The sequence below is a fragment of the Massilia oculi genome, assembly GCF_017582745.1.
Taxonomy (GTDB): Bacteria; Pseudomonadota; Gammaproteobacteria; order Burkholderiales; family Burkholderiaceae_D; genus Telluria; species Telluria oculi_A.
This window is the reverse complement of record NZ_JAFVIM010000009.1, coordinates 101,780-121,784: the sequence shown is the minus strand read 5'-3', so window position 1 is coordinate 121,784 and position 20,005 is coordinate 101,780. Positions and strand designations below refer to the sequence as shown.

Annotated in this window: 17 protein-coding genes; 10 read left to right on the top strand and 7 right to left on the bottom strand. The window is 67.2% G+C overall.

Translation table 11 applies throughout. The features are described 5' to 3' along the window. The first annotated feature begins 26 nt into the window (after window positions 1-26). From J3U95_RS12715 to mqo, 4 genes are all read left to right on the top strand, one after another. Complete coding sequence (locus J3U95_RS12715) at window positions 27-605, top strand: type VI secretion system tube protein Hcp (protein ID WP_208278958.1); 579 nt, start codon at window positions 27-29, stop codon at window positions 603-605. 8 nt (window positions 606-613) lie between these two features. Beyond that, window positions 614-1,768: a type VI secretion system baseplate subunit TssK gene (gene tssK / locus J3U95_RS12710; RefSeq protein WP_208278957.1), complete on the top strand. Its 1,155-nt coding sequence runs from the start codon at window positions 614-616 to the stop codon at window positions 1,766-1,768. A gap of 171 nt (window positions 1,769-1,939) precedes the next feature. Continuing rightward, window positions 1,940-2,215 carry a 7(1) septoil knot domain-containing protein gene (locus tag J3U95_RS12705; RefSeq protein WP_208278956.1) on the top strand — a complete coding sequence of 92 codons (276 nt, stop codon included), beginning with the start codon at window positions 1,940-1,942 and terminating at the stop codon, window positions 2,213-2,215. Window positions 2,216-2,703: 488 nt separating this feature from the next. Then, window positions 2,704-4,293, top strand: coding sequence for a malate dehydrogenase (quinone) (gene mqo / locus J3U95_RS12700; RefSeq protein WP_208278955.1), 1,590 nt, complete (start codon window positions 2,704-2,706; stop codon window positions 4,291-4,293). A gap of 101 nt (window positions 4,294-4,394) precedes the next feature. On the opposite strand, the gene J3U95_RS12695 is transcribed toward mqo, so the two are convergent. The 5 genes from J3U95_RS12695 to tssK (J3U95_RS12675) all read right to left on the bottom strand — a co-directional run bounded on the left by J3U95_RS12695 (window position 4,395) and on the right by tssK (J3U95_RS12675) (window position 9,634). Then, the gene (locus J3U95_RS12695) at window positions 4,395-5,132 is read right to left on the bottom strand and encodes a DNA-binding protein (protein ID WP_229519812.1); all 738 of its coding nucleotides are present in this window, start codon (window positions 5,130-5,132) and stop codon (window positions 4,395-4,397) included. A 120-nt stretch (window positions 5,133-5,252) separates the two neighbouring features. Further along, window positions 5,253-6,758 carry a hypothetical protein gene (locus J3U95_RS12690; protein ID WP_208278953.1) on the bottom strand — a complete coding sequence of 502 codons (1,506 nt, stop codon included), beginning with the start codon at window positions 6,756-6,758 and terminating at the stop codon, window positions 5,253-5,255. Next, window positions 6,755-7,996: a hypothetical protein gene (locus tag J3U95_RS12685; RefSeq protein ID WP_208278952.1), complete on the bottom strand. Its 1,242-nt coding sequence runs from the start codon at window positions 7,994-7,996 to the stop codon at window positions 6,755-6,757. Before J3U95_RS12685 ends, J3U95_RS12690 begins: the two co-directional genes overlap by 4 nt. A 4-nt stretch (window positions 7,997-8,000) precedes the next feature. Next, complete coding sequence (locus J3U95_RS12680) at window positions 8,001-8,264, bottom strand: PAAR domain-containing protein (RefSeq protein ID WP_109345735.1); 264 nt, start codon at window positions 8,262-8,264, stop codon at window positions 8,001-8,003. A 29-nt stretch (window positions 8,265-8,293) separates the two neighbouring features. Then, complete coding sequence (gene tssK, locus J3U95_RS12675; protein WP_208278951.1) at window positions 8,294-9,634, bottom strand: type VI secretion system baseplate subunit TssK; 1,341 nt, start codon at window positions 9,632-9,634, stop codon at window positions 8,294-8,296. Window positions 9,635-9,792: 158 nt separating this feature from the next. Here tssK (J3U95_RS12675) and tssE point away from each other — a divergent pair, with 158 nt between their 5' ends. The 4 genes from tssE (at window position 9,793) to J3U95_RS12655 (ending at window position 13,753) form a co-directional block, all read left to right on the top strand. After that, a complete protein-coding gene (gene tssE, locus J3U95_RS12670; RefSeq protein ID WP_208278950.1) occupies window positions 9,793-10,329 on the top strand; it encodes a type VI secretion system baseplate subunit TssE in 537 nt (178 codons plus the stop codon). Window position 10,330: 1 nt separating this feature from the next. Beyond that, window positions 10,331-12,172, top strand: a complete 1,842-nt coding sequence (gene tssF / locus J3U95_RS12665; protein WP_208278949.1) for a type VI secretion system baseplate subunit TssF — start codon at window positions 10,331-10,333, stop codon at window positions 12,170-12,172. Beyond that, a complete protein-coding gene (gene tssG / locus J3U95_RS12660; RefSeq protein WP_208278948.1) occupies window positions 12,136-13,275 on the top strand; it encodes a type VI secretion system baseplate subunit TssG in 1,140 nt (379 codons plus the stop codon). Before tssF ends, tssG begins: the two co-directional genes overlap by 37 nt. Window positions 13,276-13,345: 70 nt before the next feature. Beyond that, the gene (locus J3U95_RS12655) at window positions 13,346-13,753 is read left to right on the top strand and encodes a DUF2750 domain-containing protein (RefSeq protein WP_005664212.1); all 408 of its coding nucleotides are present in this window, start codon (window positions 13,346-13,348) and stop codon (window positions 13,751-13,753) included. A 3-nt stretch (window positions 13,754-13,756) separates the two neighbouring features. Here the strand turns inward: J3U95_RS12655 and J3U95_RS12650 are convergent, their stop codons facing one another. Continuing rightward, a complete protein-coding gene (locus J3U95_RS12650) occupies window positions 13,757-16,078 on the bottom strand; it encodes a hybrid sensor histidine kinase/response regulator (protein WP_208278947.1) in 2,322 nt (773 codons plus the stop codon). A 222-nt stretch (window positions 16,079-16,300) separates the two neighbouring features. Between J3U95_RS12650 and J3U95_RS12645 the strand changes: the two genes are divergently transcribed. Continuing rightward, window positions 16,301-18,565 carry a PhoX family protein gene (locus J3U95_RS12645; protein ID WP_370662068.1) on the top strand — a complete coding sequence of 755 codons (2,265 nt, stop codon included), beginning with the start codon at window positions 16,301-16,303 and terminating at the stop codon, window positions 18,563-18,565. A gap of 132 nt (window positions 18,566-18,697) precedes the next feature. Further along, complete coding sequence (locus tag J3U95_RS12640; RefSeq protein WP_208278946.1) at window positions 18,698-19,165, top strand: hypothetical protein; 468 nt, start codon at window positions 18,698-18,700, stop codon at window positions 19,163-19,165. On the opposite strand, the gene J3U95_RS12635 is transcribed toward J3U95_RS12640, so the two are convergent. Beyond that, the gene (locus J3U95_RS12635; protein ID WP_208278945.1) at window positions 19,090-19,983 is read right to left on the bottom strand and encodes a LysR family transcriptional regulator ArgP; all 894 of its coding nucleotides are present in this window, start codon (window positions 19,981-19,983) and stop codon (window positions 19,090-19,092) included. The genes J3U95_RS12640 and J3U95_RS12635 overlap by 76 nt on opposite strands. Window positions 19,984-20,005 lie beyond the last annotated feature (22 nt).

Genomic DNA, 20,005 nt, shown 5'->3' with positions numbered 1-20,005 from the left:
GCCACAACACTGAAAGGAGCAATAGCATGGATCTGATACTTCTGGAACCGGGCGATCCCGAGCTGGTATTCGGCAAGAAAAAAAGCGACTGGACGACTGCCGACAGCCAGATCGACGAGCAGTGGCGTGACAACGCCCTATTCAAGGAAATCGGACCGTGCCTGCAGCTTGTCTCCATGCACCAGGGAATGAAGCAGCAGATGACGACCGACCTCGCCAACTCGGCGCGCACCTCGGGCCGGCCGGTCATCACCGAGTTCACCTGTGTAAAGCACACCGATCGGACCTCGGTCAAGCTATACGACCTGTGCCTGCGCGCCAAGCCGCTCGGCAGCGGTGACAAGCAGCCGACCAAGCTGCATTTCGCGTGCCGCGCAAGCGACCAGACCGTCAACCTGATGACCATCTGGTTGCGCGATGCCATGGTCAGCGAGATCCAGCTACAGACTGAGCCAGATGACGCGCCGACCGAACGGTTCAAGCTCAATTTCAGCGAGATCCTGTGGTTCTACGACACGCAGCTGGTCGGTACCGATCCAACTGGCAAATCATCCGCCGGCTGGAGCCTGGCGCGCAATCGTCCGATTACAGCCTTTACATCGTGAGGGCTGTCATGCCCCCTTTGTCAGACCACATCCAGCCCGACGCCTGGGGCGTGCATACGCTCGAGATCGACCGCGCCGCCCTGGCCGAGGGCACGCTGCGGGTGACGCGCCTGGAATGCGTGCTGCCCGACGGCACGTTCGTGACCCATCCACACGCGGACGACACCGGGCCGCTGTCGCTGTCATTGGACGAGCGCGGTTTCCCGCAGCGTATCCACGTGACCAGGCGCGCGCGTGTCGAACTGGTGGCCACCGCGCCCCATGCCGCTTCGCCCGAAGCGTCGCGCAGCTGTCCGCTACTGCGGGTCGAGCGCGATGAGCAGGGCCGGCCGACGCTGGCCGCCTATCACCCGCCCATGCTGCGGCTGGGCGCCGCCGAATTCCATGGAGAGATGGGGCTGCATCATCGTCTCGATGAGCTGGTGGAGCGTCTGTGGAATAGATTGCAGGACTTGTGCCGCGCCGACGAGGCGCCGCCGGAAGTCGAGCTCAGCGGCATGGCCGCGCATCATCGCGCCGCCGCGATCGCCATCGCCATCGCCGCCGCCGTGCCGCCGCTCGGGGCCTGCGTCACCGATCGTGCCACGCACCCGCGCGCGGCCTACCTCGCCCTGGCCGCGGCGGCCGGCGCCCTGTCTGCGCTCGATGGGCGTCCCGTGCCCTACCGGATGCAACCTTATCTGCACGGTGACTGCATCGGCTGTTTCGCCGATGCCCTGCGCTACCTGGAAGCGCGGCTGGACACGGTGCGCAGCGGCTCGGAGCGGACGCGCTTCAGCATCTTCAAGAACGGCTTCACGCGGCGCCTGCCGCAGGATGCCGGAAATGAGCTGATCGTGGAGCTGCGGCCGCAGCCGGGCCATACCGTGGCCGAGGCCGGCCGCTGGCTGGCCAATGCCAGCATCGCCGCCAGCGACATGCTGCCCACCGTCCAGTGCCAGCGCCAGCGGCCGCGCGTGCGGCAGGTGAGCGAGGACGAGGCGCGCCGCCTTGGCCTGCAGCTGGACGTCGCGCTGTTCTGGATCCGGAACGACCGCATCCACAGCGAAGGACGCGACGCCTTCCAGCCGGGCGAGACCCTGCTGATCCAGGGTGAGGACCGGCGCGGCATGCCTGCCCAGCTCTTCTTGCACCAGTTCCGGAATGTGACAAGAACAGCGTAGCCGACCCCATTTTTCGCACAGGCACAAGACCGTCGATGATCGACCAACACATCATCCAGCGCGCCGAGCAAGCCTTTATCCTGCGCATCGTTGCGCAACCGAGGGCGGGGACGTTCTCTCATGATCAACAAGTACCGCGCGCCCGATCCAGGTGCGCAAGGAGTAAATATCATGCCCACCATTTATCAAACCACCAGTCCCGGCGAAGCCCAGGTGCGCGTCGCCCTCGTCGCTCGCGGCAAGGCTGACCTGCTGGTGCACCGGGTGTCGACCCGCGGCCTGGCGCATGGCGAAGCGCTGTGGTACATCACGCGTGACCGCCAGGAGGCAAATGTGCGCATCTGCTTCGTTTCGGAAGGCATGTCCGAGCTGAGAATCTGTTTCGTTGACAGCGTTGGCGAGGCCGGCTGGCAGCGTCCGCGGCCGCCCAGGATCAACCTGGGCTAGCGCATTTTTGAGGGGCGATGACGCCGGCGGGGCCGGCGTGATGACGTTCCACCACCGCGGACTCGGTACTACTACTGAGTCCGCCACAGGTCGAATACTGAGAGGGCCACGTTTACCGATAGAGGCCCGCGCAAGCCTGATTTGTTTGGGCTATACTCCGCTCAGTCCTCTATAGGACTTCCCGCTCAATGGACGCCAGGGATATCGACTGGCCTGCCTGACAACCCATGTCAGCGCGTCATATCCGTGTTGCCTGCAAGGCCGGTTTGACTGTCATCCAGTTCACCGTTGCCTCGCCTTCGCACTGCGTCGGTTGCCGAGTTTTGTTGCTGTTTTCAATGATCGCGACAGGTCCCGACAACCCGTTCCTTATCGGTGCTTCGATACCGCCAGCAGGCGGTGTGGAAACGTTCCTTTACCGAGCCGTTGAACTTTTTAAATCTGATTGCATGCCAGGCCATCGCAAACATTTTTCAGGTGATACTCGTATGCGTACCTCGCTTCTAGTTGTCCTTTCTTGCTTCATCGTTGCATCGTGCAGCAAAGCCCCCGCTCCCTCCAATGACAAGCCGGTCGACGTCGTCCTGATCGGCGCCGGCGTGATGAGCGCCACCCTCGGCACCATGCTCAAGGAACTCGATCCCGAACTGACGATCGAGATGTTCGAGCGCATGGATTCGGTCTCGGCCGAAAGCTCCGACGCGATGAACAATGCCGGCACCGGCCACTCCGGTTTCGCCGAGCTGAACTACACGCCCGAAATGCCGGACGGCACCATCGACACCAAGAAGGCCGTCGACATCAACGAACAGTTCGAGATCTCGAAGCAGTTCTGGGCCTACCAGGTCAAGAAGGAATACCTGGGCGCGCCGAACACCTTCATCAACAACGTGCCGCACATGGCCTTTGTCTGGGGTGACGACAACATCAACTACCTGCGCAAGCGCTACGCCGCGCTGCAAAAGGAAAACCTGTTCAAGGGCATGCTGTACAGCGAAGACCATGAGACGATCCGCAAGTGGGCGCCGCTGGTCATGAACGGCCGCGACGCGAACCAGAAAGTGGCCGCGACCCGCATGGACATCGGTACCGACGTCAACTACGGCACCCTGACCCGCAGCATGGTCAAGCACCTGACCGGCACCCACGGCATGACCCTGAACCTGCGCAGCCAAGTCGAAGACATCAAGCGCGGCAAGGATGGCCTGTGGAACGTGACCGTCAAGAACCTGGCGGACAACCAGCTCAAGACCGTGAGCGCGAAGTTCGTGTTCATCGGCGCCGGCGGCGGCGCGCTGCCGCTGCTGGAAAAGACCGGCATTCCTGAAGCCAAGGGCTACGGCGGCGTCCCGGTCGGCGGCCAATGGCTGGTGACCACCAACCAGGCGCTGATCGAAGCGCACCACGCCAAGGTGTACGGCAAGGCCTCGGTCGGTTCGCCGCCGATGTCGGTGCCTCACCTCGACACCCGCATCATCGACGGCAAGAAAGCCCTGCTGTTCGGACCGTTCGCGACCTTCTCGACCAAGTTCCTCAAGAACGGTTCGTGGGTCGACCTGCCGGCCTCGATCGGCACCGGCAACGTGCGTCCGATGGTGCAGGCTGGCATCGACAACATCCCGCTGACCAAGTACCTGGTCGAGCAGGTGATGAACTCGCAGGAAGACCGCGTGGCGACGCTGCGTGAATACTTCCCGGAAGCCAAGATGGAAGACTGGGAACTGGTTAACGCCGGCCAGCGCGTCCAGATCGTCAAGGACGACCCGAAGAAGGGCGGCCTGCTGCAGTTCGGCACCGAAGTCGTTGCGTCAAGCGACGGCTCCGTCACCGCCCTGCTGGGCGCCTCGCCAGGCGCCTCGACCGCCGCGCCGATCATGCTCAAGGTGCTCAAGGCATCGGCCTTCCGCGACAAGCTGGAAACGCCTGCATGGCAAGCCAAGATGCATGAAATGATTCCTTCGTACGGCCGCAAGCTGAACGACGATCCGGCTTTCGCCAACGAGATCCGCCAGCAGAGCAGCGCTGCGCTGGGCCTGAAGGCGTTCACGCTGGACGTGCCGGCGGCAACGCAGGAGTAATGTTGTAGGGAATGGCTGCGGCGCATGCGGCAGTCATTCACAAGTAGAAAGGCCTCGGTTCATCTGAACCGAGGCCTTTTTTTATTTCATCCGGCGCAGGCTTATTTGCGTGCGCGCAGGGTTTCGAGTTCGGCGCGCAGATTGCTGCGTTCGGTGCGCGAGTTGTCGAGCGTGGTGCGCAATTCCTTGATCTCGGCCGCCAGGTTGTCGCGCTCGGTCGTGACCCCAACCAGCTCCATCTGGGCGCGCAGGCGCGCATCCGACTCGGCCGCGGTGGCCGCCACGTTGCGCTCGAGCTGCTGGCGCAGGTCGGCCAGCTGGGCATCCTTGCCGTCGATCGCCAGTTGATCCTTGGCCTTGCCGACCAGTGCGTCCGCCGCGATCTGGCGCGCATTGCGCAGCTCGGCCGTCAGGCGCTCGATCTCCTCGTTGCGCTCGTCCGCGATCAGCTGGGCTTGTTCGCGCGCGACCCGCGCATCGCTCAGTTCGGCGTTCAGGCCATCGCGTTCGGCTTCGAGTTCGTTACCGGCCGCGAGCAGCGCATCCATATCGCTTTCGGCGCGCGCCAGCGCATCGCGCATGCCGGCGCCGGCATCTTGCGCATACTGCTGGGCCCAGCAACTCAGTTCGGCCAGCAGCTCGGGCGGCATCTCGGCCTTGGGTGCCTCGACCGGTTTCGCATGGCTGGCGCGCCAGGTGGCCAGGTGCTGGTGGATGGTCTTGGTCGAGCCGGCGCCGATCAGGCCGCGCACCGCCTCGATCGTGACCTGCTGCTTGTCGTTCTGGAGAGTGTCGGCCGCCTCGATGACGTCGCCGAGCGTCACGTCCAGGTGTGCCATATCCGTTTTCATACCGCGTCAGGATGTTCGTTGTAGGGCTGTCCATCATACGCTAGACGCCGGTTTAGTTGCTCAAAAGCATCGCACGATGCGGTGGAGTGTCGCGGATTTGCCGCTATCTCAGGCCTGTGCCGGCGTGGCTGATGCCATGTTGGCAAAATTCTCGTCCAGCCAGGCGCTCAGCGTCTCGTTTCCCGGGCCGTCGAGATGCGGCCGCATCGCGGCGTACCAGGCGCGACCCTCGTCCTGGTCCAGGGCCGCGCGGACGATGGGCAGGCTGTTCTGCAGGAAGACGCCGAACGGCGGCGCCCGGCGCACGAACAGCAAGGTCGCATCAAGACAGCCCAGGCCCGTGTAGAGCGCGCGTATCTGATCGAGATACGGCATCGCCCGCGCCGCCTGGCCGGACTGGGCCAGGGCCGAGATGAAGCTGGTCACGATCTGCGGGTCCGGCATCTCGCGCGAAGTGGCATTGCGTTCGCGCGCCCAGGCGATCCATTCTTCGCCGCGCGCCGTGTCGCCGGTCATGGCGCAGCAGCATCCGGTTTGCAGGGCATTGAAGGCGCTCGGCTCTTCGTCGCACAAGGCATTCCAGTAGCGCAGCGATTCGGCCCAGTGCCCCAGGCGCGCGCAGGCCATCGCGCACAGGCGGATCGCATCGATGCGCAAGCCGTCCTGGGTTGCCGCGGCATGGGGCATGGCGCCGGCCAGCGCTTCCTCCAGGCGGCCGGCGCCAAGATGGTCGATGGCGTCGACCAGTTCCGGCGGGTCGGTCGGAGCCTGTCCGGTTTCGATTGCGGTCGGTGCGCTGCATTCTTCAATGATCCGGTCTGCATCCATGCCCGGCAGGCGCAGGTAGGCGACGACCGGTCGCGTGGACTTCTTTTCCTTCTTCGCGTCGCGCTCGACCTGCACGTTGTCGATCGAGACGAACGGATCGCCCCCGGTGCGGTACAGCGTCACCGCGCTGTAGCGCGCGGCGTCCGCATCGACGCTGGCGCCGAGGATCGAGAACAGTTCACCGGGCGCGGTTTCGAGCCGGTGCACGACGACGTGCGGTTCCTCGATCCAGGCGAATCTGCGCGGCAGCTCGAACGGCGTCGCCCAGCAGTCGCCCAGCTCGCAGAACGGTTCCTCGGCCGCGCCGCGCGCCAGCGACCGGGGCAAGGTGGTCAACAGGATGAACTCGACGATCCAGCCGGCGACGAGCGCGCTGCCTTCGATCCGCATCCCCGCGACGTGGCGCACTTCGTTCTCCGCCAGCACCATCCCGAAGCGCCACATGTCCTGCGGAGCCGCGAGCAGCGAAGCGAAGCCGCCCGCGTCGGCGATGGCAAGCCAGGCGGCCCAGTGGGCGTACCAGCCGGCGACGCCGATCGCCAGGCCCAACCTGCCCATCCCCATGGGGTTGCGCGCCTTCGCCTGGCGCGCCACCTGGCGCGCGGCCACGCCCATGACGGCCGCGAAGACGCCCATGGCGAACCAGTTGAGCAGGACGAGCGGCGAGTGGATCGTCAGCCAGGCATACAGCCAGGCCGGGATGACGACCAGCAGCGCGCAGGCCGCCGTCGAGACGATCGCCTGCGCCGGCAGGCGGCCCGACGGCACGTAATAGGGTGAGCTCATGGCGTGTCCTGTGGCGTAGGAGCGGGGCGGACCAGGGCCAGCGCGCGCAGGTGCGGCGCGTCGTTGCCCACGCAGAGCAGCGGCGCATCGTGTTCGAGCGCGGCGTGCGCCGCCAGCGCCAGCGCGGCGACGAAGGGCACGGCGCCGCATGCGCCGCAGGCCGGGCCGAGGCGGACGATGTCGCTGGCGTTGTCGAGGTGCGGCGTGGTGGCGCCGCCGAACTCCATCAGTTCGAGCGCGTGGCGCGTGTCGGCGCCGGTGTCGGCGACGACCATCGCGATGGCGGCCGGCGCGATCGCCGTTCCCTGCAGCAGGCGCTCGGCAAGGGTGTTCAGGCGCTGCGGCGACAGGCGTTTGAGGCTGGCGGATGCCGGATCGCAGGCCTCGGCTTCCAGGCTGAGGTGGACAATGCCGGCGCCGTCCGCGGCCGGCCCCAGCAGCAGGCCGGCCGCGCCTTCGCCGGGGATGTGGCCACGCGGGTGGAAGGAGGTGAACAGCGTGCCATTGGCCGACCAGCGGTCGACCGTCTCCTGGCCGACGTGGGAGCAGAAGGCGAGCAGGATCGTCGCGGCCGGCGCCGATTTTTGTTCCGCTTCCTGTGCCAGCCGGGCAATGAGCGGCGTCGGGGCCGCCGGTTCGGCCAGGCCGATGCGCGCCGCGGGCCAGCCGGACTGCACCAGCACCTGCCTGCACCACGCCGACGCCGCCTGGCGGTGTTCGACCTGCCAGTCATCCGGCAGCGCCAAGGCCAGTTGCAGCGTGAAAGGCGCGCCTTCGTCCGCGCCCAGCAGCCCTGCCGCGCGGTCGGCTAGCTCGCGCAGGACTGTGGTGCCAAGGACGAGTGCGCGCCACCCTTCGTCGCCGAAACGCGGCGCCGGCGTGGTGCAGGTGTCGAGCCAGTCGGCGATCTCTTCGCGCACCGCTGCGTCGCCGGCCTGTTCGCAGCGTGCGCTCATGGCCGGGAAGCCGTCGTCGTCGACCAGTTCGCGGTCGAGGTCGGCATCGACCTTGTTGGCGGCAAGCGCGGCGCCCAGTTCGTCGGCGGATGCGCCATGGGGCGTGCACAGCGCGCCGGCGAGGATCGACAAGGTCGGGCAAGGTGGTTCCTGGACAGCGTCCTGCTGCACTGCCGGCGCGGTGGCGTCCTGCGCGACAGGCTGGCGCGCGAGCAGCCTGCCGCCGATGCGGCTGAACCAGCCCGGGGACGGTGGCGCTGCCGTGGTCGTGGTGGTGGACATGGGCTCAGACCTGGTCGATGGTGGTTTGCTGGCCGGCGATCAGCGTCGCGCCACAGGCAGTCTTGTCGCCATGCCGCGCCGCTGCCTTGCCGTCGACGATCAGGGTCGCATCGCCTTCGACGATGGGTCCGGGGCCGTGCTTGGGGCAGCTCGTCCTGTCGCCCATGCGGGCGATGCCCACGCCGTCGATATCGCTGTTGGGCGAGGCTTCCAGCACGACGCCGCCGTGCGAGGTCTTGTCGCCTAGTCTGATCAGTGCTCCTGCCATGCTTGTTCTCCCTTTTTTCAGAACGTCGGTCAGGACATCACCGCCAGCAGCTCGAGCCTGAGCTCCTTCATGCCGGCCGGGACATAGATCGAGATCGATTGCGCCTTGAGCATGCGCTCGTACATCGGTCCTTTCGCCTCGAGGATGAAGTAGCAGGTATCGGGCCGCACCGGGATCGCCGCCGGCGGCTGCGGCGTGTATTGCAGGCGCACGCCGGGCAGGGCCGAGAGCACGAATTTCTCGACGTCGTCCGGGGCGCCCACCTTGAAGCGCAGCGGCGCCACGTCGACCAGTTCCACCGCCGGGATGTCGGCCGAGACGGCGATGTAGAAGGTGGTGTCGTCGTCGATCTTGCCCGAGTCGAGCATGCCGATGTGGTAGCAGGGCCGCACCTCGTTCAGGGCGATGCCGAAGTACTTGGCCGAAATGACGGTGTCGAGCAGCTCGCGGACGATCTGGTGCAGCTTGGCGAAGGCGGGGCCGGGATCGTGGTGCTGGTAAGCAGGCAGGTCGGACAGGTTCCAGCTCTTTGAAAAAGTCATCAGGCCGCCGGCCACGTCCAGCAGCGCCTCGAACAGGCGTTCGGGGTGCAGTGCCGGCTGGTTGAAGTGGTGCGACAGCGCCGCATAGGCCGAACTGGCCGTGTGCAGAAGCCAGAACGACGACATGTCGCCGGAGCGGAATTCGATCACGTTGCGGGTCGGCTCGCGGTGGTGGCCGTACAGCGCGCCGACCTTGGCCTGCAGCGCGTCGAGCAGGCGGCGCAGCTGCTGGAACAGGACCGGGGCGGCGCCCAGCGACATCGACGGCGGCACCAGCGCCGGATCGAGCTCGAAGCCTCCGGTGGCGATTCTACGCACGCGCAGCAGGGGAAAGTGGACGTAGGCGTCGCGCGGCTCGAATTCGGACACCAGGCGCAGCGCGCGCTTCAGGTAGGCCAGTTGCACCGGCGCCGCCTGCGTGTAGAGGTCGGGTGTCTCCTCGTTGGCCTGCATGAAGCGGGTCGTGTTGGCGGCCTGCCCCGGCTGCACGAAGTTGGCGTTGAAGGGCTTCAGTCCCGGCAGCGCCGCGTAGTAGGTCACGGCCTGCACCGACTGCTGCAGGCCGCTCAGGTCGACGGTGCCGGGCAGCTCGTCGAGGCCGGGCGCCTCGTACAGCTCGCCGTCCTGGAAGCGCAGCGACAGTCCCTGCACGCGCAGCATGCCGCTGGCGAGCGCTTCGCGGTCGATCTCGAGCTGCTCGACCCCCCATGCATATGGGTGCGCCGCCTTGACGCCCTTGTACAGGCAATGCTCGTGATAGGCGTCCTGGCGTTGGAAATGCTGCGGGCGCAGCAGCAGGCCTTCGCCCCAGAGGACTTTGCTGGTCATGGCTGTCGTTCCTTCCCCTTGTTCTTTGCGAAAGGAAACGATAACGACGAGATGCTGTTGCGCATGTGAACTTGATCAAAGGTTGGCGCTGAACGCCGTGGCAACATGCGATTGGTTTTCAGTACGCAACACAGGCTTGTGCCAACGAGGGGGGATCGATGAAAGGATTCACACCGGACCTGTTCGACCGCCTGCTCGGCCAGCCGCTGCGCAATGGCGTGGTGGTCGCGCGCCTGAACGTCGAGGAGCTGAAGGATGCGGTGGCGCGCGACCTCGAAGCGCTGCTCAACACGCGTTCGACCATCCAGGACGGCGCATTGGCCGTCTTTCCCGAATGCGGCAGGTCGATGGTCGGCTATGGGCTGTGCGACTTCGCCGACCGCTCGCTGTCCAGTCCAACCGACCGCGCCCATATCTGTGCCTCCATCGAAAACACCATCGCGCGCCACGAGCCGCGGCTGCAGAAGGTGAAGGCGCTGCTCGAGATGCAGGACGATGGCGGCGCGCCGTCGGTCAACCGCCTGAGTTTCTCGATCACGGCGGTGCTGGTGGGGAGCATGTCGGAGGAGCCGGTCAACTTCGACGCCGTGCTGCAGCCGTCCACGCTCCAGTACAGCATCCGCAAGGCCGGCCGCGCGGGAGCGGGCAGTGCCGCCGGCGCGGCGGCGGCATCATCGGCAACGGCGGGGGCCTGAGTTGGACCGCCTGCTGCCCTATTACGAAAGCGAACTGGCCTACCTGCGGCGCAACCTGCGCGAATTCGCCGAGCGCTATCCGCGCATCGCCGGCCGCCTGTCGATGAGCGGCGAAGTATGCGAAGACCCGCATACCGAACGCATGATCGAGTCGTTCGCCTTCCTCAACGCGCGCATCGCCAAGCGCCTGGACGACGACTATCCCGAGTTCACCGAGGCGCTGTTCGACGTGCTGTATCCGCACTACCTGCGGCCCTTTCCATCGTGCTCGATCGCGCGCCTGGACGTCGCCGCCGCGGCCAAGCAGCAGACCACGGTGAGCACCATCCCGCGCGGCACCAAGCTGACCACGCGCCCGGTGCGCGGCGTGACCTGCATCTTCCGCACCGTGTACCCGGTCGCGATGGCGCCGCTGGTCCTGAGCCGCGCGGTGTTTTCGCCGATCATTCACGCGCCGGATGCGGTGCGCCTGCCGCCCGGCGCCAGCGCGAGCATCAGCCTGTCCTTGAACGTCAGCTGCGAAGGGGGCGGCCTCGAGGCGATCGACCTGCCGGCGCTGCGCCTGTTCCTCGATGGCGAACCCTCGTTCTGCGCGGCCATGCGCGACGCGCTGCTGGCGCGCACGGTCGCCGCCTATGCGCAGCCCGAGGGCGGCCACTGGATCGCCCTGCCGGCGCTGCCGGTGCGCGCCGCCGGCTTCGTCGAGGAAGACGCGCTGATCGACTTCCCGGCCCGTTCCCACACCGCCTACCGGCTGCTGACCGAATACTTCTGCTTTCCCGAGAAGTTCAACTTCGTCGACCTCGACCTGGCGCTGCTGGCGCGCAGCCTGCCCGCGGGCACGCGCCGCCTCACCGTGCACCTGGCCCTGAACGGGATCCGCAGCGACTCGAACCTGGCGCGCATGCTGTCCACCCTGTCGACCAACAACCTGGTGGCGGGCTGCACGCCGGTGATCAACCTGTTCGCCCAGCGCGGCGAACCGATCCGCCTGACCCATGCCACGGCCAGCTATCCGGTGCTGGCCGATGCGCGCCGCGCCTATGCCTACGAGGTCAACGCGATCGACGAGGTCAACCTGGTGCGCCAGACGCCGCAGGGCGAGACGGTGGTGCGGTTCCAGCCCTTTTATTCGCTCAAGCATGCGCAGACGCCCGAGCAGAACGGGCATTACTGGGCCATGCACCGCGACGACACGATGGCCGAGCGCAGCCCGGGCTTCGAGACCCAGATCTCGATCGTCGACATCGACTTCGACCCGGCCGACGTCGAGACCACGACCCTGAACCTGGAGCTGACCTGCACCAACCGCGACTTGCCGCAACTGCTCAGCTACGGCCAGCCGGGCGGCGACCTGTTCCTCGAAGGCGGATCGGGCGTGCGCGAGATTTCCTTCCTGCGCAAACCCAGCCCCACCTGGCGCTTCGCGCGCGGACGCAGCGCGCACTGGCGCCTGATCTCGCTGCTCTCGCTCAACCACCTGTCGCTGGCCGACGGCGGCGTCGACGCCTTCCGCGAGATGCTGGCCCTGCACGACTTGCCGCGTTCGGCGGCGTCGACGCGCCAGGTCGGCGGCGTCAATGCGATCGCCTATGTGCCCACCAGCGCCTGGCTGTCCGGGAACCCCTTCAACTGCCTGGTGCGCGGCGTCGAGGTCAGGATCGCGATCGACGAGGAAGCCTTCGTGGGGAGCGGCATCCATGCCTTCGCCCACATCGTCGAGCGCTTCCTGGCGCTGTACGTGCACGCCAACAGCTTCACCCAGCTGGTGATCGTGTCCCACCAATCCGGAGAGGAGCTGCTGCGATGCGGGCCGAGAAGCGGCGAACTGAGTCTCCTGTAATCGAGCGCCTGCTGCGCGAGCCGTGGCGCTTCGAGTTCTTCCAGGCGGTGCGCGTGCTCGAGCTGTGGCTCAAGCGCCGCGGCCGGGGGCCGCACGGCCTGGTGGCCGACATGCTGCGCTTCCGGAACACCCTCTCCCTGGGTTTCCCGGCCAGCCAGATCGAATCCATCGAGCCCGAGCTGCGCGACCTCGAAGTCGGCATGCCCTTCGAGCTGCCGATCGACGCCGCCGCGCTGGGCGAGGCAGTGCGGGAAGGGACCTTGCGCCGTGTGCACCTGACCCCCGCCTTCATGGGCCTGCTGGGAGGGCATGGCGTGCTGCCGGCCCACTACACCGAGCGCATCGCCGAGCACGCGGCGCGCCACAAGAACGAGGACGAGGACCAGGGCCCGCGCGCCTTCCTGGACGCGTTCTCGAACCGCTCGCTGGCGCTGTTCTACGGCGCCTGGCGCAAGTACCGCTTGCCGTTCAAGTACCAGCTGGACGGCCAGGATGCCTTCCTGCCCCTGCTGCTGTCCCTGGCCGGCCTCGGCGACGCCGCGCTGCGCCGGCGCCTGGCCGGCGAAGCCGACGGCGCCGTGCTGGACGAGTCGATCGGGTATTTCGCGGCCGCGATCCGGCACAGGCCGGTGTCCGCCGTGCAGCTGGCGCGGGTGTTGTCGGAATACTTCGGCGAGCGGATCGAGGCCGAACAGTTCATCGGTTCCTGGTACGACGTGCCGCCGGCGCAGCAGACCACGCTGGGCCAGGACAGCGCCGTTCTCGGCACGCGCGCGATCGCCGGCGCGCGCGTCTGGCAGCGCAGCCTGCGCCTGCGCCTGGTCGTGGGGCCGCTGGCGCATGCCGGCTTCCAGGGCTTCCTGCCGGGTGGCCTGGCGGCGCGGGCCCTCGGCAGCGTGCTGGCGCTGTTTACCGGCGTCGTGCTCGAATACGAGGTCGAGGTGGTGCTGCGCGCCGCCGACGTCCACAACACCACGCTGGACGACCTGCATCCCGGCCGCCTCGGCTGGGACGCCTTCCTGGTGCTGGACGCCCCGCCGGGCGACCGCCATGACGTGCGCTATGCGCTGAACGCGGCCGGAACACCGCCGCACGCCTGCTGAACGCACCTGCCGGCGCCGATGGCGTATCCTGATGATGTCAGGCTTTGCGCCTCAATGAACGGGAATGGTGATGAGCGAACGTATCATCTCGGCGATCAAGCTGGGCGGGCAGCAGCTGGCCGCCGTGGTCACGCTGCCGGGGCCGGAGCGCTACGAGTATTTCATCAAGCGCGTCGCCGACGCGCGCGAAGTGTGGGGGCTTTACCAGGACGGCTGGGCCCTGGCCAAGACGGACGACGGCACCCTGGTGTTTCCGATGTGGCCGGCGAGCGACTACGCCAGCCTGTGCGCCGAATACGAATGGGACGGCTATGACGCCCAGGCGTTCTCGCTCGAGGAGCTGATCGACGAACTGCTGCCGCAGCTGGAAGAAGACCGGGTCTTGCCGGGTGTGTTCTATACCCCGGGCGACAAGGGCATCACGCCCAGCGTGGTCCAGCTGATCGGCGACCTCGAAGATGAACTGAGGAGGACGTAGGGTTCACACCCGCTCCAGCAACTCCACCACCACCTCCAGCTGCACCGGTTTGGTGAGATGGTGGTCGAAGCCGGCCTCGCTCGAGCGCCGGCGGTCGCTCTCGGCGCCCCAGCCGGTAAGCGCCACCAGCACGATCCCGTCCAGTTCCTCCATGGCGCGCATGGCGCGCGCCGTGTCGTAGCCGCTCATGCCCGGCATGCCGATGTCGAGAAAGGCGACGCGCGGGCGAAACGCGCGCGCCGCCTCCAGTGCCCCGTGGCCGTCGTGCGCCACCCGGGTGACGTAGCCCGACGATTCGAGGATCATCGACAGCGTCAGGGCGGCATCGACGTTGTCGTCCACCACCAGCACTTTCAGGCCGGCGCCGCCGTCGCTGGCCGGGGCGCCCACGTCCGGCGGGTGGGTGGCCTGATTGTCGGCCAGCTCGGCCAGCGGCAGGCGCACCGTGAACACGCTGCCGGCGTTCGCGCCGCCGCTCTCGGCTACCACGCTGCCGCCATGCATCTCGACCAGGCGCCGCACCAGCGACAGGCCGATGCCGAGCCCGCCCTGCGAGCGGTCGACGGTGCGGCCGATCTGGCTGAACATGTCGAACACGCCGGCCAGCGCGTCGCCGGCGATCCCGACCCCGGTGTCGCTGACGGCAACCACCGCCTCGGACCCATCGCGCCGCACCGACAGCCGGATGCGCCCGCGCGCCGGCGTGTACTTGGCGGCATTGTTGAGCAGGTTGGCCACCACCTGGGCGATGCGGGTGGCGTCGGCGTCCACCAGCAGCGGCAGGTCGGGCACGTCTACCTCCAGCGCGTGCTGGCCGGCCTCGATCAGCGGCAGGCTGGTCTCGACCGCGCTGGCCAGGATCGCACGCAGGTCGGCGCGCTGGCGCTTGAGCTCGAGCTTGCCGCCGCTGATGCGGGCGACGTCGAGCAGGTCGTCGATCAGGTGCACCATGTGGCCGACCTGGCGTTCCATCATTTCCCTGACCTTGCCGACCGCCGCCGGATCGTCGCCGCCCAGGCGCATCACCGACAGGCCGTTGCGGATCGGCGCCAGCGGGTTGCGCAGTTCGTGCGCCAGCGTGGCCAGGAACTCGGTCTTGCGGCGGTCGGCCTCGGCCAGGTCGTCGGCCAGCCGGCGCAGCTCCTTCTCGGCGCGCTTGCGCGCCGAGACGTCGGAAAACAGCAGCGCCACCTTGCGGCTGTCCGGGCCGCCGATGCGGTTGGCGTACACGTCGAACCAGCGGCCCATGGCCGGCGCCTCGTTCTCGAAGCGCGCCGGGATGCCGGTCAGCGCCACCCTTCCATAGGTCTCGAACCAGAAGTCGTCCAGGGCGGGCAGCATCTCGCGCGCGGTGCGGCCGACGGCGTCCTCCAGGCCGGTGTGGCGCTCGAACATCGGGTTCATCTCCAGGAAGCGGTAGTCGACCGCCTTGCCGCCGTCGTCGAAGATCATCTCGAAGATGCAGAAGCCCTGGTCGACCGACTCGAACAGGGTGCGGTAGCGCTCCTCGCTGGCGCGCAGCCGCTCCTGCACCTGCTTGCTCTCGGTGGTGTCGAGCACGATCGCGACCAGGCCCTCGAACTCGCCGTCGGGGCCGCGCAGGGCATTGACGCTGCTGGTGGCCGAGACGAGCGAACCGTCCCTGTGCAGGTAGTACTTGTCGAGCGCCATGCCGGGGGCGCCGGCCTTCAGGCGCTCGAGTGCATCGTGGGTCTGGGCGCGCGACTGCGGCGCGGTGACCTCGGTCACGCTCATGCCGAGCAGCTCGGCCTCGCTGCGGCCCACCATCGCGCAATACTTCTGGTTCGCCAGCACGATGCGGCCAGCGGTGTCGATCTGGACCACCCCGGTGGAAGCCTGGCTGACGATCTTCTCGAAGCGCTCGCGGCTGGCGTGCAGCGCGCGCTCGGCCTCCTTGCGTTCGGCATCGAGCCGCACCTGCTCGGTGATGTCGCGCGAGATGACCAGCAAGCGTTTCTCCTGGCCGTCGCTCGCGGCGGTGCGGGTGACCATCACGTCCCACCATTTGAGCCTGCCCTTGAGCGTTGCGCAGGCGGCGCTGAAACGCCCGGTGCCGCCGGCGCGCGCCGCGTCCAGGGCAGCGTCGATGACCGCGTGCGACGGCTGCGGCCAATAGGCCGTCCACGGCTTGCCGCGCACCGTCTCGATGTCGTCGATCTCCATCGAGTGCAGGCCGTTGCGGTTGATCGCCAACACCATGCCGTCCATGTCGAGCAGTTTCACGCAATCGGGAATCGCTTCGAACAGCGTCCATCCCAGGGTGATCGTGTCCTGCTGCGTCGTGGTGGCGCGGTTTTCCTGCATCTGTCTGTTTCCCGGTAAAAACTCATCTATACCACAGCGGCCGTGCTGATAGCGTCCGCGTCCGGTGAATGACACGGGAATCTTGCAAATGCCGCCGAGAAAAGCACAAGCGTGCCGCTCCCCTGTCATCAAACTGTGATCAAACCGTCACAAAGTGGTCATGTTGCCTTACTACTATTCAGTGGCTTTCCTTTCCCACACTAGAAAACAGGATCCACTTCCGTGAACAAGCCGACCGATCTCGCCCGCATGCCCGTCGACCACGATGACATCGATTCGAACAACTCGTCGAACGAACACTTCAGCACCGTTCTCCAGACCCGCCTCAGCCGCCGCAACATGTTGCGCGGCAGCGCTGCAACGGCCGCGACCGCCCTGCTCGGCAGCTTCGGCCTGACCGCCTGCGGCGGTTCGGACGACGATCCCGTCACCCCACCGACCAACCCGCCAACCAACACCAACCCGCCGCCGGCGCCGGTCGAAAAGCTGCTCGGCTTCACCGCCGTGGGCAAGAGCCTGGCCGACAAAGTGGTCGTTCCGGCCGGCTATACCGCCACCGTCCTGTACGCGCTGGGCGATCCGCTCACGAGCAGCACCCCGGCCTACAAGAACGACGGCACCGATACCGATTTCGAGAACCGCGCGGGCGACCACCACGACGGCATGGAATTCTTCTCGCTGTCCGACAGCGGCGGCGTCTCGACCAGCGGCGCCACCCGCGGCCTGCTGGCGATGAACCACGAAGCCACCACCAACGAAGGCCTGCCGTCGTACTTCGTGCACGCCAACGGCGGCACCAATTCGCTGCCGCGCCCTGCCCTCGAGGTGGACAAGGAAATGGCCCTGCATGGCCTGTCGGTCCTCGAAGTGCGCAGCAACAACGGCAAGTGGGAATACCTGCCGGGTTCGACCTTCAACCGCCGCGTGCACCAGCAGACCGAAGTCCAGCTGTCGGGTCCGGTGCGCGGCAATGCCCTGGTCAAGACCAAGTACTCGCCGGACGGAACCAAATTCCGCGGCACGATCAACAACTGCGGCACTGGCCGCACCCCATGGAACACCTATCTGTCGGGCGAAGAAAACTGGGCCGGCTACTTCACCCGTTCGAGCACCGACAACGCGGCGCGCGGCGACAAGAGCGTCGCTTCGCTCAACCGCTATGGCGTCTCGCAGGGCGCGGCCTCGCGCCACGGCTGGGAAACCGGCGGCGCGGACGACAAGTACCAGCGCTGGGACATCAGCAAAAAGGGCACGTCGACGGACGGCAGCGACGACTACCGCAACGAACTGAATGGCGAAGGCTACATCGTCGAGATGGACGCCTACGACAAGACCCGCGCGATCAAGAAGCGCACCGCGCTGGGCCGCTTCGCCCACGAAAGCGCCTCGTTCGGCCGCCTGACCGCCGGCCAGCCGCTGGCCGTCTACATGGGCGACGATTCGCGCGGCGAATACATCTATAAATTCGTCTCCTCCGCACCGTGGAACCCGGCCGACGCCGCCGCCACGGACCGTATCGCCACCGGCGACAAATACCTCGACAGCGGCAAGCTGTACGTCGCCAAATTCAACGCCGACGGCAAGGGCCAGTGGATCGAACTGACCATCGCCAACAGCGTCATCGCCAACTACGCGAACTACAAGTTCGCCGACCAGGCCGACGTGCTGGTCAACGCCCGCCTGGCCGCCGACGCCGTCGGCGCGACCAAGATGGACCGTCCGGAATGGTGCGCGGTGAACCCGGCCACCGGCGAGATCTACTACACGCTGACCAACAACAGCAACCGTCGCGTCGAGCCGAGCAGCTCGAGCCAGGTCGCTCCGGACGCCGCCAACCCGCGTTCGTACACCGACATGAAGGGCTCGACCGCCCAGCTGGGCAACTCGAACGGCCACATCATCCGCGTGCGTGAAGACGCCGGCTCGACCTCCACCGGCTTCGCCTGGGACGTCTACCTGTTCGGCGCCGAAGCCGCCGCCGATGCCGCCCGCATCAACCTGTCGGGCCTGACCGCCGACCAGGACTTCTCGAGCCCGGACGGCCTGGCCTTCAGCACCTCGACCGGCATCTGCTGGTTCCAGACCGACGATGGCGCCTACACCGACGTCACCAACTGCATGATGGTGGCCGGCCTGCCGGGCAAGGTGGGCGACGGCAAGAAGGTCACCCTGACTTATCCGAAGACCGACGGCTCGACCCTGAGCGTCGACACCTTCGTGGGCAAGGCCGCCAGCGCCGATACGCTCAAGCGCTTCCTGGTCGGCCCGGTCGGCTGCGAACTGACCGGCATCACCGAGACCCCGGACGGCAAGGCGCTGTTCGTCAACATCCAGCACCCGGGCGAGACCACCGCCGCCGCCAACATCGGCGACGCCAGCAAGTACACCAGCCAGTGGCCGGCGAACGCGGGCTACGGCGCCGGCAAGCGTCCGCGCTCGGCGACCCTGGTCATCACCAAGAACGACGGCGGTCGCATCGGTTCGTAATGTAAGGTCCTCCCAGCCGTAAGGCTTGAAAGGGCCGGTTGCACACGCAGCCGGCCCTTTCTTTATTGCGCGCAAGATGGGCCAGCCCGGCTCGTGTCAGCATCAAGCGGATCGTTCAACCGGGAGCCCGCCATGCCTGTCCTGCCGCTATCGACCTACCTGCGCCTCGCGCGCGCCAGCGCCGCCTATGACGTCATCCAGATCCTGCCCTTCGCCACGCCCTGGACTTTCGTTTTGCTGCTCGACCGCCTGTCGGCGCTGAACGTGTGGCTGGGCGGCGCGCCGCTGCCGCCGTTCGCGCCGCTGCACCTGTTGCTGTCGTCTCTCCTCGGCACCCTGGTGCTGCTGTGGTGCGCCGTGCGCCTGAAGGAACCCAGCCTGCGCCTGGGCCGCTTCGACGGCCTCGGACGGCTGCTGTTCGCGTTCTGGATAGGCTGGGCGACGCTGAAGGCGGATCTGCCGGTGCTGTGGCTGTTCCTGGTGCCCGAGCTGCTGTGGGGCGTGGCGCAGTGGTGGCCGGTCGCTCAGGCGAGCGGCAGCAGCACGCCGCGCGCCGCCTTCACCAGCGCCGTTCCCATGCGCTCCAGCCGCGGCGGCTGAATGCGCCAGGCGTGCCAGTACAGCGGCACGTCGTGGAACAGGGCCGGGGCCAGGTCGACCAGTTCGCCACTCTCGAGAAACGCCCCGCACTGCTCCTCAGGCAGCATGCCGTAGCCCATGCCGTGGCGTACCGCGTGCACGAAGGGATCGCTGGCCGGCACGTAGTGAAACGGATAGGCGCCGTCCGGCAGCCCGAAATGGGTGAGTAGAAAAGCCGACTGCATCGCATCCTTGCGGTCGAACACCACCAGCGGCGCGCGCTGGGCCGTCGTGCGCGTCATCCCGTCCGGGAACCAGCGCCGCGCGAAGCCGGGTGAGGCCACCATCCGGTAGCGCATCACGCCCAGCGGGCTGGCGCTGCAGCCGCGCATCGGCTCGGTCTCTCCCGAGATGCAGGCCACCGCATGGCCGCCCTCCAGCAGCGCGAAGGTATGGCCCTGGTTGTCGAGGACGAATTCGACCAGCAGTCCTTCCGCATCGAGGATCGGCGCCAGCACCGGCAGCAGCCAGGTCGCCAGCGTGTCGTTGTTGACGGCCAGCGCAACCCGGGCCGGGCCGGGGTCATCCTTCATCCCGGCCAGGAATTCCGATTCGAGCAGCGTCGAGCGGCGCAGGTATTGCAGCAGCCGCGTACCGGGCGCGGTCGGGCGGCAGGGGCGGCTGCGCACCAGCAGCGGCGTGCCCAGCTCTTGCTCGAGGGCCGCGATGCGTTGCGAGATCGCCGACGGCGTCACCTTGAGCTGGGCGGCGGCGCCTTCCAGGCTGCCGCAATCGATGGCGGCCAGGAAGGCTGCGCTGCGGCGGGGATCGATCGTCATGGATTAGATTTTCTTAAGTAGC